The 14,069-nt window shown below is 71.4% G+C and carries 15 protein-coding genes and 2 pseudogenes; 7 read left to right on the top strand and 10 right to left on the bottom strand.

Translation table 11 applies throughout. From position 1 onward, the window contains the following. From QH270_RS29805 to nrdR, 3 genes and pseudogenes are all read left to right on the top strand, one after another. Positions 1-479, top strand: a pseudogene (locus tag QH270_RS29805) (hypothetical protein); the annotation flags it as partial. Positions 480-643: 164 nt separating this feature from the next. Next, positions 644-1,855, top strand: a complete 1,212-nt coding sequence (locus tag QH270_RS29800) for a hypothetical protein (protein WP_280347554.1) — start codon at positions 644-646, stop codon at positions 1,853-1,855. Positions 1,856-1,910: 55 nt separating this feature from the next. Continuing rightward, positions 1,911-2,375: a transcriptional regulator NrdR gene (nrdR, locus tag QH270_RS29795; RefSeq protein WP_280216578.1), complete on the top strand. Its 465-nt coding sequence runs from the start codon at positions 1,911-1,913 to the stop codon at positions 2,373-2,375. Between the two features lie 11 nt (positions 2,376-2,386). Here nrdR and hrpA read toward each other — a convergent pair whose 3' ends face one another. Next, complete coding sequence (gene hrpA, locus QH270_RS29790; protein ID WP_280347552.1) at positions 2,387-6,712, bottom strand: ATP-dependent RNA helicase HrpA; 4,326 nt, start codon at positions 6,710-6,712, stop codon at positions 2,387-2,389. A gap of 181 nt (positions 6,713-6,893) precedes the next feature. Between hrpA and QH270_RS29785 the strand changes: the two genes are divergently transcribed. Further along, positions 6,894-7,535 (top strand): Pr6Pr family membrane protein, encoded by a 642-nt coding sequence (locus QH270_RS29785; RefSeq protein ID WP_280347550.1) that lies wholly within the window; start codon positions 6,894-6,896, stop codon positions 7,533-7,535. A gap of 54 nt (positions 7,536-7,589) precedes the next feature. Beyond that, positions 7,590-8,813 carry an aspartate aminotransferase family protein gene (locus tag QH270_RS29780; protein WP_280347549.1) on the top strand — a complete coding sequence of 408 codons (1,224 nt, stop codon included), beginning with the start codon at positions 7,590-7,592 and terminating at the stop codon, positions 8,811-8,813. Between the two features lie 12 nt (positions 8,814-8,825). Here the strand turns inward: QH270_RS29780 and QH270_RS34750 are convergent, their stop codons facing one another. The 6 genes and pseudogenes from QH270_RS34750 to QH270_RS29755 form a co-directional block, all read right to left on the bottom strand. Next, positions 8,826-9,023, bottom strand: a complete 198-nt coding sequence (locus tag QH270_RS34750) for a hypothetical protein (protein WP_432420451.1) — start codon at positions 9,021-9,023, stop codon at positions 8,826-8,828. Positions 9,024-9,174: 151 nt separating this feature from the next. After that, positions 9,175-9,228: pseudogene (locus tag QH270_RS34745) on the bottom strand (hypothetical protein); the annotation flags it as partial. Positions 9,229-9,235: 7 nt separating this feature from the next. Beyond that, positions 9,236-9,445: a hypothetical protein gene (locus QH270_RS29770; RefSeq protein ID WP_280347547.1), complete on the bottom strand. Its 210-nt coding sequence runs from the start codon at positions 9,443-9,445 to the stop codon at positions 9,236-9,238. Next, positions 9,442-9,609 carry a YciI family protein gene (locus QH270_RS29765; protein WP_280347570.1) on the bottom strand — a complete coding sequence of 56 codons (168 nt, stop codon included), beginning with the start codon at positions 9,607-9,609 and terminating at the stop codon, positions 9,442-9,444. Before QH270_RS29765 ends, QH270_RS29770 begins: the two co-directional genes overlap by 4 nt. A 15-nt stretch (positions 9,610-9,624) precedes the next feature. Then, the gene (locus QH270_RS29760; RefSeq protein ID WP_280347545.1) at positions 9,625-9,753 is read right to left on the bottom strand and encodes a hypothetical protein; all 129 of its coding nucleotides are present in this window, start codon (positions 9,751-9,753) and stop codon (positions 9,625-9,627) included. Between the two features lie 60 nt (positions 9,754-9,813). Further along, a complete protein-coding gene (locus QH270_RS29755) occupies positions 9,814-10,305 on the bottom strand; it encodes a GNAT family N-acetyltransferase (RefSeq protein WP_280347543.1) in 492 nt (163 codons plus the stop codon). 116 nt (positions 10,306-10,421) lie between these two features. On the opposite strand from QH270_RS29755, the gene QH270_RS29750 reads away from it, so the two are divergent. Both QH270_RS29750 and QH270_RS29745 read left to right on the top strand, forming a co-directional pair. Beyond that, entirely contained in the window at positions 10,422-11,006 is a 585-nt protein-coding gene (locus QH270_RS29750) for a DUF5134 domain-containing protein (RefSeq protein ID WP_280347541.1), read from the top strand. A gap of 58 nt (positions 11,007-11,064) precedes the next feature. After that, on the top strand, positions 11,065-12,057 hold the full coding sequence (locus QH270_RS29745) for an RNA polymerase sigma factor (protein WP_280347539.1): 993 nt from the start codon (positions 11,065-11,067) through the stop codon (positions 12,055-12,057). A gap of 3 nt (positions 12,058-12,060) precedes the next feature. On the opposite strand, the gene QH270_RS29740 is transcribed toward QH270_RS29745, so the two are convergent. The 3 genes from QH270_RS29740 to QH270_RS29730 form a co-directional block, all read right to left on the bottom strand. Further along, complete coding sequence (locus QH270_RS29740) at positions 12,061-12,762, bottom strand: PhzF family phenazine biosynthesis protein (protein ID WP_280347537.1); 702 nt, start codon at positions 12,760-12,762, stop codon at positions 12,061-12,063. A 122-nt stretch (positions 12,763-12,884) separates the two neighbouring features. Further along, positions 12,885-13,424, bottom strand: a complete 540-nt coding sequence (locus QH270_RS29735) for a carboxymuconolactone decarboxylase family protein (RefSeq protein ID WP_280347536.1) — start codon at positions 13,422-13,424, stop codon at positions 12,885-12,887. A gap of 51 nt (positions 13,425-13,475) precedes the next feature. After that, a complete protein-coding gene (locus QH270_RS29730) occupies positions 13,476-14,063 on the bottom strand; it encodes a peroxiredoxin (RefSeq protein WP_189024058.1) in 588 nt (195 codons plus the stop codon). Between the last annotated feature and the right edge of the window lie 6 nt (positions 14,064-14,069).

Genomic DNA, 14,069 nt, shown 5'->3' with positions numbered 1-14,069 from the left:
CCCCCCGGGTGGGGGGGGGGCCCCGCGCCCCGGGGGGTGCCCCCGCCTGGGGGGGGGGGGCCCGGCCCGGCGGGGGGCCCGGCCCGGGCGGGGGGGCCGGCCGCCCCGCGGACGCGGCGCTGGATATCGCCTTCGCCACGGTGCCGCACACGGATTCGCCCGCACGTGTCGCGCGTCCGGCGCGGACCGATCGTGGTCCGCGGGGGACCGGGCCGAGGGGTGCGGCGCCGCGGTACGACCGGGTCTCCGGTGTGTGGCCCGCCCGCGGCGCGCATCCGGTGCGCCGGGTCGAACACGCGCAGATCGGATTCGCGACGCTGGCGGTGGTCGCGTTGGCGACCGCGCTGGTGGTGATGGCGTTCCTCGGTCTCGCGCACCTGCGTGCGGGGAGTTTCGGCGATCGGGTCGAGCCGGTGGGCCCCATGACCTCGCAGTCGGTGGACGCTCCGTCGACAGAACTGTCCGAGACAGTACGCTAGTCTCAAAATCCCTGTACAAGAGTGGTTTTCGTGATGATCTCGGTGGGTGTTCGACGATCGAACTGATCGAAAAGCGCCCGCAGAACTAGAACACGTTGCTACGGTGACGGGCATTCCGAGCCGGGGCAGTAGAGGGCCGCGGCCGAACTGGATGCGAGGTCACGGTGCGCCGCTGCTCGATCGCCCTGTTGCTCAGCCTGATCCTCGGCGCGCTGCTCGCGCCCGCCGCCCGCGCGGTGCCCGCGTACGCGGACTACCTCGACCTCCCGGCGGTCAACGCAGACGGTGAGTTCGGTGGCGGTCTGCACCCGGCGCTGCCGCTGAGCGCCCCGCCGCTGCGCGCGGCGCTGGAGCAGGCCAGGGCCGACGGGATCGCGCCGACCCGCTACGGCACACTGCTGCATCAGTATTGGCTCGTCGTCGCCACCGACAACGCGGGCATCGACCTGGCGGCCTGGGAGCCCTATCGCGGCGTCGCCGCCAACTCGGCGACCTTCCCGCAGGTGTATGTGAACTACTTCCGCATCGCCGCCGCGCGCCCCGACTTCTACTGGGCCGGGCTCGCCGGACTGGCCGGCGGCTCCTTCGCCTCGGGCTTCTTCGATCTCGGCGACATCGGCGGCGTGCTGTCGGTCGGCGGCATCCACGAGCTCGGGAGCGCGGTCGCCGACCTGCTGCGCGTCACCCCGCCCGAACTCGTCGCCGCGCTCCCGGCCGACATCGGTCGGCTGGCCACCCTCGGGCCACGGCTGAGTGCCGCCGACCTGGCCTGGTATCAGACGAGGCTGATGATCATGCAGAAGCACATCTTCATCGACCTGGTGCCGATGCACGAGGCCTACCTGGCCGACGGCATGGCCGGGATCGACGAGATGCTCGCGGCCGGGGTGATCGGTGACGGCATCCGGGCCGCCTGGGCGGGGATCGACAGCGGTACCGACGCGGGCCGCGCCGACGCGCTGGTCCGGATGGCCGACCGCGAACAGAACGAGATCATCGCCGACCAGTGGGACGTGACCGCCGCCGGGCGCGACGGCATGGGCCGGGTCATGACGTATGTGACCACGATCGGTGGCAAGGCCGCGGTTCCCGGCACCCGCGCCCCCGGTCAGTACGATCCGGTGACGGTGCGCGCCGGTGGTCTCGGCCTGCGCGTGCCGCTGCCCGGCTTCAACTGGGCCGACCGCGACACCCGCTGGGCCTACATCGTCGACGACCTGCTGCCCCGGCATCTCGAGCTCTGCCTCGACCGGGCGCGGGCACTGTCGGTGTTCCACGAACCGTTCCAGGCCAAGCTCGCCCGGGGGCGGATGTTCGCGCGGCTGCCGGAGTTGATCACCGATCTCACCACGCAGTGGCAGGTGGTGCAGCAATGACAGGTATTCTGTCAAGTGCCATGGAGTAGCGTCGCATCGACGAAGGAACCCTCGGATGCATTGCCCGTATTGCCGACACCCTGACTCGCGAGTGGTCGACTCGCGGGAAGTCGAGGAGGGCACGGCGATCCGCCGTCGGCGGTCGTGTCCGTCCTGCGGTCGCCGGTTCACCACCGTCGAGACCGCGATCCTGTCGGTGGTCAAGCGCAGCGGCGTCACCGAGCCGTTCAGCCGGGAGAAGGTGATCGTCGGTGTGCGGCGCGCCTGCCAGGGCCGCGAGGTCGACGACGACGCCCTGAACCTGCTCGCGCAGCAGGTCGAGGACGCGGTTCGCGCCAAGGGTTCCCCCGAGGTGCCCAGCCACGAGGTGGGCCTGGCCATCCTGGGCCCGCTGCGCGATCTCGACGAGGTGGCCTATCTGCGCTTCGCCTCGGTGTACCGATCCTTCACCAGCGCAGCCGATTTCGAACGCGAGATCACCGAGATGCGCAAGGCGCGGGCCGCGGCCGTCGCGGACTGACCTGGCGGCGCTCAGCGGCGGATCGCGCCGATCGCCTTCTCGATCCGCTTGGTGGAGACCGGGTACGGCGTGCCCAGCTTCTGCGCGAACAGGCTCACCCGCAATTCCTCGATCATCCACCAGATCTCGGTGACGTCGCGCGCGTGGCGGCGGCCCTCGGGCAGGCCGCGGACGAGCTTGTCGTAGGCGGCGAGCATACGGTCCACCTCGACCATGCCCTGCCGATCGCGGACCGCCGAACCGGGCAGGGATTCGAGGCGTTGCGCGGCGGCGAGCAGATAGCGGGGGAGCTCGCGCAGCCGGGCCCGGCCCCATTCGGCGACGAATCCGGGAAACAGCAGGTCGTCGAGCTGCTGACGGACGTCGTCGGCGATATCGGACTCGACGGTGTCGGCCAGGGCGGCGCGGGCCCGGTGCGCGGCCGCCAGCACCGGCACGACTGCCCGGATCAGGCCGGTGACGGCGCCCGTGAGTTGCGGCCGGACGGTGGCGACGAGCCGGTCGAACTCCTCGGGCGTGCGGACCGGGCCGCCCGCGGCGGCGATGAGCTCGTCGGCGGCCGCGACCCGGCAGTCCTCGACGAGCTTGTCCAGCGACCCGTCGGGATTCTGGCTCAGCGACAGCCGGTCGGCCGCGGGCAGCCCGGCGGTGACGGTTTTGGTGGAGGTCGGTACGGCGGTCAGCAGCAGGGTGCGTACCCCGGCGCGCATGGCGGCGGCCTGTTCGGCGGGCGAGCTGAGTACCCGCACGGCCACGCCCTCGCCCTCGGGCACCAGCGCCGGATAGCCGGTCACCGTCTGCCCGGCGACCTCACGACGCACCGTGGGGGCAACCGACCCCAGTGACTCCGAGGTCCACACGGTGGCGGGGGCGCGCTCCGCACCCGCGGTGGCCCGGGCGACAGAGGCTGAAACCTGGTCGGCCAGCCGCGTTTTGAGCTGCGCGAGATTCTTGCTCTTGGCGAGCACCGCGCCGCGCCGGTCGACGGCGGCGAAGGTCATGCGCAGATGGTCGGGCAGCGCCGTGGGGGCGAGATCCTCGGCGGTGATGGTGACCGCGCCCAGGCGCGAGAGCTCCCTGGCCAGGCCGGTGCGCAGCGGCTCGGCGCGCGGCGTCAGCTCGCGCAGGGCGGCCGCGGCGAAGTCGGGGGCGGGAACGACGCTGCGGCGCAGGGGCTTCGGCAGGGTCTTGATGAACGCGGCGGCCAGCTCCTCGCGCATGCCGGGCACCAGCCAGTCGAAACCGACGGCGCGCACGTGCGCGAGCTGTTCGACCGGAATCCGCACGGTCACACCGTCGTCGTCCTGGCCGGGTTCGAATTGGTAGGTCAGCGGAAAGCTGAGTTCGCCCTGGCGCCAGGCGTCGGGGAAATCGGTGGGATCCAGGGCCGCCGCACCGGCGTTGACCACGGTGTCGGTCGAGAAATCCAGCAGGGTGGCGTCGTCGCGTTCGGCCTTGCGCCACCAGCTGTCGAAATGCCGGACCGAGACGATGTCGGCGGGGAGGCGCCGATCGTAGAACTCGAACAGCACCTCGTCGTCGACGAGGATGTCGCGGCGCCGGGCCCGGTGCTCGAGATCGGCGACATCGTCGATCAGGGCGCGGTTGCGGGCGAAGAAGCCGTGCCGGGTCTGCCATTCGCCCTGGACCAGCGCGTGCCGGATGAACAACTCCCGGGACAGTTCGGGGTCGATGCGCCCGAAGTCGACCGGGCGGCCGGTCACCAGCGGCACACCGTAGAGCGTGGCCCGTTCGTAGGCGCGCGCCGCGCCCCGCTTGGCCGACCAATGCGGTTCGGAGTAGGTGCGTTTCACCAGATCTCCCGCGAGCCGCTCGGCCCACTCCGGCTCGACCTTCGCGGTGATGCGGCCCCACAGCCGGGAGGTCTCCACCAGTTCGGCGGCCATCACCCAGCGCGGGGGCTTCTTGGCCAGCGACGACCCGGGAAAGATCATGAATTTGGCATTGCGCGCGCCGAGGAACTCCCGCGACTCGGCCTCCCGCACGCCGATGTGCGACAGCATTCCGGCCAGCAGCGCCTGATGGATCTGCGCGCTCGGCCACGGCATCGCCGCCTCGGCGGTCTCGGCGGGCTGCCCGGCCCGGGTGCCGCTGTCCCGCCCGCGACGGGGCGGGTCCTCGCGCGGGAGGCCGCGACCCCGGCTGCCGCCGGTCCGGTCCTCGCGCCGGGATCGGTCGGCGTCCGCACGACCCGCGCTCCCCGCCGCGCCCTCCCGCCGGCCGCCGTGCGCACCGGATCGGCCATGACCGCCGGAACCTGCGGAACCCGGCGCGCCGGAGGTCCCGCCCGCGCGCGTCTCGTCCGCCACCTCGGTTGAGTCGGTCTGCGTCGAATCCGCCCGCACGCGTTGCGGTTTCGCATTGCCGCGACCGCGCCGGGACCGGCTCGGCCGCTGGTCGCCCTCGCTGTCGGCCCGGAGATCACCGGACTCGTTCCAGCCGAGGCCGCGGGTGATGGTGCGCAGCTGGCCGTGCAGGTCCTGCCACTCCCTGATGCGCAGGTAGTGCAGGAACTCCTCCCGGCACATCCGCCGGAACTGGTTGGACGACAGGGACTTGCGCTGTTCGGTCAGGTAGTCCCACAGGCGCAGGTAGGCCAGGAAATCCGAGCCGTCGACGGTGAACCGTGCGTGCTGGGCGTCGGCCGCCTGCTGGTGCTCGACGGGGCGTTCGCGCACGTCCTGGATCGACAGGGCCGCGACGATCACCAGTACCTCGTCCAGGCAGCCGTCACGCTGCGCCTCGACGAGCATGCGCGCCATACGGGGGTCCACCGGCAGCTGCGACATCTCCCGGCCGATGGCGGTGAGGGTGAGGTGCCCTCGCGAGTCCGCTTCGGCATCCACGGTTTTCGCACTGCCGTGGGCGAGGGCGCCGAGTTCCTCCAGCAGCGCGATACCGTCGCGGATGGCGCGCCGATCGGGAGCCTCGACGAACGGGAAGCTCTCGATGTCGCCCAGGCCGAGCGCGGTCATCTGCAGGATCACCGCGGCCAGGTTGGTACGCAGGATCTCGGGTTCGGTGAAGGCGGGCCTGGACTCGAAATCGTCCTCGGAGTACAGGCGGATGCAGATGCCGTCGGCCACGCGGCCGCAGCGGCCGGAGCGCTGTCGTGCCGAGGCCTGCGAGACCGGTTCGATCGGCAGCCGCTGCACCTTGGTGCGCATCGAATAGCGGGAGATCCTGGCGGTGCCGGGATCGATGACGTACCGGATCCCCGGCACGGTCAGCGAGGTCTCGGCGACGTTGGTGGCCAGCACCACCCGGCGCCCGGTGTGCGGCGCGAACACCTTGTGCTGCTCGGCGGCCGACAGCCGGGCGTAGAGCGGCACGATCTCGGTGCGCGCGAGTTTCAGGTCGCGCAGGGCGTCGGCGGTGTCGCGGATCTCGCGTTCGCCCGACAGGAACACCAGCACGTCGCCGTCGCCCTCGGCGAACAGCTCGGTGACCGCGTCGGCGATGGCGTCGGTGGGGTCGCGGTCGACGACGCGGGTCGCGTCCTCGTCGTCCTCGTCGGCGCCCGGCAGCTCCAACGACAGTGGGCGATACCGCAATTCGACCGGATACGACCGGCCCGACACCTCCACGATCGGGGCCGGAGTGCCCTGCGCGTCGGCGAAGTGGCGGGCGAACAGTTCGGGATCGATGGTGGCCGAGGTGATGATCACCTTGAGATCGGGGCGCCGGGGCAGCAGCTGTTTGAGGTAGCCCAGCAGGAAGTCGATGTTGAGGCTGCGCTCGTGGGCCTCGTCGATGATGATCGTGTCGTAGCGGCGCAGCAGCCGGTCGCGCTGGATCTCGGCGAGCAGGATGCCGTCGGTCATCAGCTTGACCAGGGTGCGGTCGGAGGCCTGATCGGTGAAGCGGACGGTATAGCCGACCACATCGCCCAATTCGGTGCCGAGTTCCTCGGCGATGCGCTCGGCGACGGTGCGCGCCGCCAGCCTGCGCGGCTGGGTGTGCCCGATGGTGCCGCGGATCCCGCGCCCGAGCTCCAGGCAGATCTTGGGGATCTGGGTGGTCTTGCCCGAGCCGGTCTCGCCGGCGACGATCACCACCTGATGCGCGGCGATGGCGGCCGCGATGTCGTCGCGGCGCGCGGAGACCGGCAACTGCTCCGGATAGCGGATGGCCGGAACCGCCGCGCGGCGATTCGCCACGCGGGTCTCGGCGGCGGCGATCTCGGCGTCCAGCGCGGGCAGGTCGTCGGGGCGCGCCCGGTCGAGCTTGCGCCGGAGCCGGTGTTCGTCGCGCAGCGAGACCTCCGCCAGGCGGGTGCGCAGCGCGCGGGTTCCGGTGCTAGCTGTCCTGGTCATTGCGTGTACCAGCGTAGCGAAGCCCGCCACCGGTTTTCCGTCGGCGCCGTCGCCGGGCCGGGCGGTGGAGACCGACGACACACCGGAGTGCGCGCCGCACACCTCGGGCGGGTCGGCGATCGGGACGCGACGCGAGGCCCGGATCGGCGTTTTCCGGGCATCGACGTGCGATGATCCGGCGATGAGCACAGTGACGGGGACGGCGTGGTGGATCAGGGTCCTGCGGGTCGGGTTCGGCGTGCTCGGCGCGGTGGCCCTGCTGTGGATTCCCGTGCGCAACATCGGCTCGGACACCTTCTCGCTGGCGAACTACCTGAGCTACTTCACCGTGGAGTCGAACGTCCTCGGCGTGATCGCGCTGCTGGTCGGCGGGCTGTTCGCCCCGCAGAGCCGCGGCTGGCAGCTGTTCCGGGGCGCGGCGACGCTGTACATGCTCATCACGATGGTGGTCTACGCGGTGCTGCTCGCGCATCTGGACGTGATGCTCAACGACAAGTGGATCAACGACACCATGCACCGCTACATCCCGCTGGTGCTGGTGCTGGACTGGGTGCTGGTCGCGATGCCCGAGCGGTTGCGGCCCAGTCCCGCGCTGATCGGGCAGTGGCTGCTGTTCCCGCTGGTCTACGGCGTCTACAGCCTGATCCGCGGACCCATCGTCGACTGGTATCCGTACCCGTTCCTGGATCCGCGCGAACAGGGTTATCTCTCGATGGCGATCGGGCTGGTGGTGTTGACCCTGGTGTTCGCGGTGCTGGCGGTAGCCATGGCGTCGCTGGCCGATCTGCCCGCGTGGTGGCGGGAACGCCGGTCCGCGGACTGAGACAGCGGCGGGTCCGGCGAGCGCGACCGGAGCGGTTCGGGTAAGTGTGGAGCCATGAATGCGCTCTGGCATGGATTCGCCGATATGGGTGCCGTCAACCGTGACGGCGCGTTCGTCGTCGCCCGTGGTGACGGTGCCTACGTCTACGACACCGCGGGCACGCGGTACCTCGACGCCACCGCCGGGCTCTGGTTCGCCAACGTCGGCCACGGCCGCGCGGAGATCGCCGACGCGGTCGCCGCGCAGTTGCGGACCATCGCCCACTACTCCAACTTCGGCGACCTCACCGAGCCGGCGACCCAGGAACTCGCCGAGAAGCTGTCGACGATCGCGCCGGTGCCGGGCAGCAAGATCTTCTTCACCTCCGGCGGCTCGGACTCGGTGGAGACCGCCGCCAAGCTGGCCCGCCGGTACTGGCACGAGCTGGGCCGCCCCACCAAGAAGATTCTCGTCGGCCGTCGCCTGGCCTATCACGGCATGCACTACGCCGGCACCTCGATCGGCGGGCTGGCCGGTAACCGGGAGGGTTACGGCGAGCTCGTCGCCGACACCCGCACGGTCGAATGGGACGACGCGAAATCGCTGCTCACCCTGATCGAGGAGATCGGCGCCGAGCAGATCGCGGCGTTCTTCTGCGAGCCGATCATCGGCGCGGGTGGGGTGTACCTGCCGCCGGAGGGTTACCTGGCCGAGGTCAGGCAGATCTGCCGGGACAACGACATCCTGTTCGTCGCCGACGAGGTCGTCACCGGGTTCGGCCGGATCGGCGGATCCTGGTTCGCTTCCACCCGGTTCGGCCTCGAACCCGACCTCGTCACCACCGCCAAGGGTCTGACCTCGGGTTACGTCCCGATGGGCGCGGTGTTCATCGCGCCGCACCTGGCCGAACCGTTCTTCGCGGGCGGGGTCTGGTGGCGGCACGGCTACACCTACGGCGGGCACGCGGGCGCGGCCGCGGCGGCACTGGCCAATCTCGCCATCGTGGAGCGCGAGGGCCTGCTGGAAGAGGCTGCGCGCCTGGAGAACACGCTGCACGTGGCGCTGGCTCCGCTGGCCGAGCACCCGCGGGTGGCCGAGGTCCGCAGCGGGCTCGGCGCGGTCGCCGCGGTGCAGCTGGCCGACCCGGCCGAGGGGCCTGCACTGGTGAAAACCCTCCGTGAGCACGGCATCTCGGGCCGCGCGGCCGGACAGGGCGCCATGCAGATCTCGCCGTCGTTCGTGATGACCGACGCGCAGGTCGCCGACCTGGTCGAGGGCTTCACCCGGGCGCTGGGCTGAACGGAGCCGGGGTCAGCCGCTGGGCAGGCCCCGGTCCAGGTGGGCGGCGCGCGCGTTGAGATAACGCTGTTCGGGCACGCTCGCGGTGAGTTGTGCCGCGCGCCGGTAGCTCTCGACGGCCCGCGCCTCGGCGGGGACCGCGGCGATCGCGGCCTGCGGCTGGTACCGGCCGACAGATCCGCGCGGCAGCACCCGCTCCAGGATCGTCACGCCCTCGGCGATCGCCGCCCGGTCCCAGCGGGCGCGATCCTGCTCGGCCAGGGGAACGAGTTCGCCGTCGCGCAGCCGCGTGGCCGACCTGGGCGTGGGTGAGCAGCATCAGCGCCAGCGCGCCCGCCACCTCGTCGTGTTCTGGAATCGCGGCGTGCAGATTCCTGGTCAGCCGGATCGCCTCGGCCGAGAGCTCCCGATCCACCAGCTCGTCACCCGCCGCGCGGGTGTGAGGCCACGGTGATCAGCCGGCACCGGGAATCGGCCGGAGTTCCGTCGCGGTCCCACTGCGCCAGCGCGGCGGCCGCGGCCTCCTGCGCGGCGTCCTCGCAGTCGCCGAGATCGCCGTGCCTGCGCGGCAGGGCGGCCAGGATGTAGTGGGCCTCGCGCCGCCACACGTCCGCGACCACCCGCGCCGTCACTGGTCGTCGTCGCCCGGCCACATCGTCGGGCGCAACTCCACCGTCTCGCCCGGACCGGCGAAGCGCGCCACGATCTCCTCGGCTCTGGCCCGGTTCTCCACGTCGATCAGGAAGAACCCGGCCAGGTGCTCCTCGGCCTCCGAGTACGGTCCGTCGCTGACCAGCGGCCCACCGTCGGCCTACCGGTAGAGCCGCGCCGACTCCGGCGCCGCCAGCGCCTTGCCGCCCACCAGTTCGCCCCGCTCCCGCAGTCCACCGAGCAGCTTCTCGAAGTCGGCGTCGACCCGGTCCCGTTCGGCCCGCGACATCGCCTGGTATTCGGGCAGGTAGTCGGAGCCGTGGCGGCCGTGTCGACATCGCCGGACGACTCAGGCCGGATCGAGTTCGCGGGTGAAGAACCGGCTGTACGGATCGAGGACGTAGTCCGCGAACGGACCGCACTCGGTGAACCCGTGCCGCAGATACAGCCGCCGTGCGGGCGCGAAGAAGTCCTCGGACCCGGTCTCGAGGCTCAGCCTGGTGTAGCCACGCTCGCGCGCCTCGGTGACGATCGCGGCCAGGACCGTGGCCGCGACCCCGCGCCCGGTGCAGCCCTCGGCGGTGCGCATGGATTTGACCTCGCCGTGGCGGGCGTCGAGTTCCTTCAGCGCCCCGCACCCGGCCAGGTCGTCGTCCAGCCAGGCGCTCCACACGGTGACCGCCGGATCGCGCAGGGCGGTCAGGTCGAGGGCGTGCATGCTGCACGCGGGGGAGTTCGCCGCCATCTCGGTGTGATGGCCGGTCAGCAGTTCGCGAATCGCGGCACCGGTGAGATCGTCGACGGTGACGCGCACCGCGGCGCGGGTGGGGGAATCGGGCATCGTTCCATGATCCGTCACGGTGGCCGCGACCGCGCGGCCGGGGGAATCACGCCCGCGGACGCGGTCGCGATGCGAGCATGGAGGGGCGTGGGTGGGCGAGTCGAAGGTGGTGGGGTGTGGCCGAATTCGTGCAGCAGTACGCACTCGTGCGCTGGCCGGTCGTCGCGGCGTTCCTGCTCGCGCTCGGCATCGTGGCCGTCCGGCTCGCGCGCGGGCACACCCACCACCGCGCCGACGCCGCGGCCGACAGCGCGCACCTGCTCATGTGCCTGGTGATGCTGGCGATGCTGGTCTTCCCGGCCGCCACGCATCCACACGCCGTGCGCGGCCTGCTGACCGCGCTCACCGTGGCGTTCGCGGTGCTGCTGGCCGAACGTGTCCTCGGCCTGCGCGCGGGGACCGTCACCGGAGACGGCGTCACCGCCCTCGGCTATCACACGCTGGCCGCGGCCGCGATGCTCTACGCGATGGCCGGGCACGACTCCGGTCACGCGGCCGGCGCGCCGAGCTGGCCCGCCGCCACGCTCGCCCTGCTGTTCACCCTGGACGCCCTGCTCGCCCTCGGCACCGCGCGGCACGGCGGACGCTGGCACCGCTTCGCGCACCCCGCGGGCGCCCACCCGCTGACCTCGGCGCTGGTGCCGCACGTGGTCATGGATATCGGCACCGCGTTCATGCTGATCGCCGCGATCGGCCGGTGAATACCGATCCACAACCGCCCGTGCTGCGAATTGCCGTTGTGCGGACAGGAATTCGACGATGAACCGGCACCGCCGTCCCGACCCGGTCTCGGGTGTCGGGCCGCCCGCCGCCGAGTCGACCTGCGGCGCCGAGGATCGCGACGCGGTGCGCGAGCTCTACCGCGCCACCGGCGCGGCCGCCTTCGGGCTGGCGCTGCGCGTACTGCATCGCCGCGGCTCCGCCGAAGACGTTGTCCGCGAGGCCTATCGGTGTCTGCGCGCGGCGCCGTGGCGCGGCGCGTCCAAGGACGACGCACCGGCACCGCCGTCCACCACGACCGGATCGGCGCCCGATCTCGGAACGCCGTGGGGTCGTTCGGCATTCGTGGCCGGTCTCGCGACGACCGCGCATCTGGGCGCGCAGGGCCGAGCGCCCGCCGACCCGCCGCGGGCAGGCACCGTGGTCGACAGCGAGCACTGCTGGCTGTTCGCGCAGGTCCACCGGCTCGCGGTGCGGCGACTGCGACTGGACCGGCACGACACCGACGACCTGCCCTGGCTCGCGGCCTCGGCGCGGCTGGGATTCGCCGATCCGCTCGACAGTCACTGCGAGGTGTTCGTGCTCGCCTACTACGGGGGACGCACCTACCGGGCGATCGGCCGCGAACTGGGTCTGCGGGTTCCGGTGGTCACCCGGCTGCTGGCCGACGGTATCGAACGCCTGGCCGAACAGCGCGCCACCGAGCTCGCGGTACCGCAACAGGCCGCCCCGCCCGGCTCGCTGCTCGCACTCGCCGACGCCTACGCCCTGGACGCGGTCGCCGAACTCGAACACCACCACATCGAGAACAAGCTCGCCGCGATTCCGCCGCACCGCCTCGACCGGTTCGCCGCCAGGGTCAACGGCGTGCACGAGGTCCTCGCCCGGCTGGCCGTCGACGACCAGCGGACGCCGCCACGGCACCTGGAGGCGCGGATACTCGCCGATCTCGGGACCGCCGAACCGGCCCGGCGTGGCCACTGGCCGAACCGGCCACCGTGGCTGCGCAGGCTCGGCGGCACGGGAGAGTGACCGTCAGAGCACCACGGTGTGATCCTCGGCGACCCGGCCACCGAGACGCACCCAGCCATCGGAATCCCACTCGGTGTAGAGCTGCGAGCCCTGGCCCTGGGTCACCACCAGCCCGCGGCGCAACAGCCCGGTGAGCGCGACCGCCGCCGCGCCGGTCGCCTCGTCCTCGGCGATACCCATGGCGGGGGCTAACATTCGCGACCGCAGGGCGCCGCGGGTCTCGTCGGTCCAGGTCCAGAAGTAGTGCTGCCCCTCGCTGACGTCGTCGGGGCGCAGCAGGGCCAGTTCCTCGGCCGTCTCCAGCTGATGGAAGGCGAAGTCCGGAGCCCACTCCGCGCGGGCGGTGATCCAGGTGATGCCGTCGGTCTGGTCGACCGCGACCGGTCCCGCGGGCACCTGCAACGTGTGCACCGGCGTGCGCTGTGCCGCGAGCCACCAGGCGGTGCCGACGCTCGGATGTCCGGCGAACGGCAGTTCCACGGCGGGGGTGTAGATGCGGACCCGGGCCACCCCGTCGACGGGGTCTTCGACGACGGTCGTCTCGCTGAACCCCAACCGCGCGGCCAGCTCCTGCTTGTCGAGCGCGACGACGTCACCCGCGCGGGCGATGCCGAGCGCGTTGCCGAGCTGACCGGCGGCATCGGTGAACACGCGAACGACCTCGACCTGCACGTCCGGGGCTTCTGGCGCATCGTGTGCGTTCATGATCACGAGCGTACCGGCCGGGTGAGTGCCCAGGCCGCAGCGTTTTCGCGCGGGTCGTGACCATGGGAAACGACCTCGGCCCCGACCGGTGGAACCGATCGGGGCCGAGCGAGCGGGGTGGATCAGACGGCGGCCGCGGCCAGGGCCTCGGTCGACTGCACCGCCTGGCCGACACCGGCCACGATCGCCGCGGCGCGCAGCGACTCGAAGATCACCTCGCGCGACACACCGGCCTCGCGCAGCGTCTTCTCGTGCGCCTCGAGGCAGTGGGCACAGCCGTTGATCGAGGACACCGCGAACGACCACAACTCGAAGTCGGCCTTGTCGACACCGGGGTTGCCGATGATGTTCATCCGCAGCCCGGCGCGCAGGTCGTCGTAGCGACCGTCCAGGAACGCCTTGCCCCGGTAGAACACATTGTTCATGCCCATGATCGAGGCCGCGCCCAGCGCCGCGTCGTACGCCTCGGCGGACAGCGTGTCGGCCGCCTCCTCGGCGATCTCGCGCAGCGTGGTGGCCGAGCGGGTGGCCGCGGCCGACGCGAGCAGGGTGCCCCACAGCTGCTGCTCGGTGAGCACCGTGGTGCGCGCGAGCGAGGACAGGTTGAGCTTGAGGTCCTTGGCGTACTCGGGCAGCGAGTTCTTCAGGTTCTCGATGCTCATGTGGGGACTACCTCCGTGATCTGAGATGTGATGGGGGAGAAGGGAACCTGATCAGACGCTGGCGGAGAGCAGTTCGCCGGCGTTGATGGTCGGGTCGCCCTTCTTCCAGTTGCAGGCGCACAGCTCGTCGGACTGCAGGGCGTCGAGCACGCGCAGCACCTCGTCGACGTTGCGGCCGACCGAACCCGCGGTCACCGAGACGAACTGCACCTCGTTGTTCGGGTCGACGATGAAGGTGGCGCGGTCGGCGACGCCGTCGGCGTTGAGAACGCCGGTGGCGGTGGCCAGTTCACGCTTGAGGTCCGACAGCATCGGGAAGGGCAGGGTCTTGAGATCCTCGTGCTGGGCCCGCCACTGGAAGTGCACGAACTCGTTGTCCACCGAGGCGCCGAGGACCTGGGTGTCGCGGTCGGCGAACTCGTCGTTCAGCTTGCCGAACGCCGCGATCTCGGTGGGGCAGACGAAGGTGAAGTCCTTGGGCCAGAAGAACACCACGCGCCACTTGCCCGCGTAGTCGTCGCTGGTGATCTGGGTGAAGTAATCGTCGGGCTGCTGCGCGTCGACCTTCGACAGGTCACCTCCGATGACGGCCTTGAGGTTGTATGCCGGGAACTGGTCGCCGATGGTCAGCAGAGCCATTACGCG

It is taken from the genome of Nocardia neocaledoniensis (assembly GCF_029868625.1).
Taxonomy (GTDB): Bacteria; Actinomycetota; Actinomycetes; order Mycobacteriales; family Mycobacteriaceae; genus Nocardia; species Nocardia neocaledoniensis_A.
The sequence above is the reverse complement of the archived record's forward strand: the minus strand, read 5'-3'. Positions and strand labels throughout refer to the sequence as shown.

Bases quoted from the DNA above. Each gene is read 5' to 3' on its own strand.
- nrdR (WP_280216578.1), top strand. From the start codon at position 1,911: ATGCATTGCCCGTATTGCCGACACCCTGACTCGCGAGTGGTCGACTCG.
- hrpA (WP_280347552.1), bottom strand. From the start codon at position 6,712: ATGACCAGGACAGCTAGCACCGGAACCCGCGCGCTGCGCACCCGCCTG.
- QH270_RS29785 (WP_280347550.1), top strand. From the start codon at position 6,894: ATGAGCACAGTGACGGGGACGGCGTGGTGGATCAGGGTCCTGCGGGTC.
- QH270_RS29780 (WP_280347549.1), top strand. From the start codon at position 7,590: ATGAATGCGCTCTGGCATGGATTCGCCGATATGGGTGCCGTCAACCGT.
- QH270_RS29760 (WP_280347545.1), bottom strand. From the start codon at position 9,753: ATGTCGCGGGCCGAACGGGACCGGGTCGACGCCGACTTCGAGAAGCTG.
- QH270_RS29755 (WP_280347543.1), bottom strand. From the start codon at position 10,305: ATGCCCGATTCCCCCACCCGCGCCGCGGTGCGCGTCACCGTCGACGAT.
- QH270_RS29745 (WP_280347539.1), top strand. From the start codon at position 11,065: ATGAACCGGCACCGCCGTCCCGACCCGGTCTCGGGTGTCGGGCCGCCC.
- QH270_RS29740 (WP_280347537.1), bottom strand. From the start codon at position 12,762: ATGAACGCACACGATGCGCCAGAAGCCCCGGACGTGCAGGTCGAGGTC.
- QH270_RS29735 (WP_280347536.1), bottom strand. From the start codon at position 13,424: ATGAGCATCGAGAACCTGAAGAACTCGCTGCCCGAGTACGCCAAGGAC.
- QH270_RS29730 (WP_189024058.1), bottom strand. From the start codon at position 14,063: ATGGCTCTGCTGACCATCGGCGACCAGTTCCCGGCATACAACCTCAAG.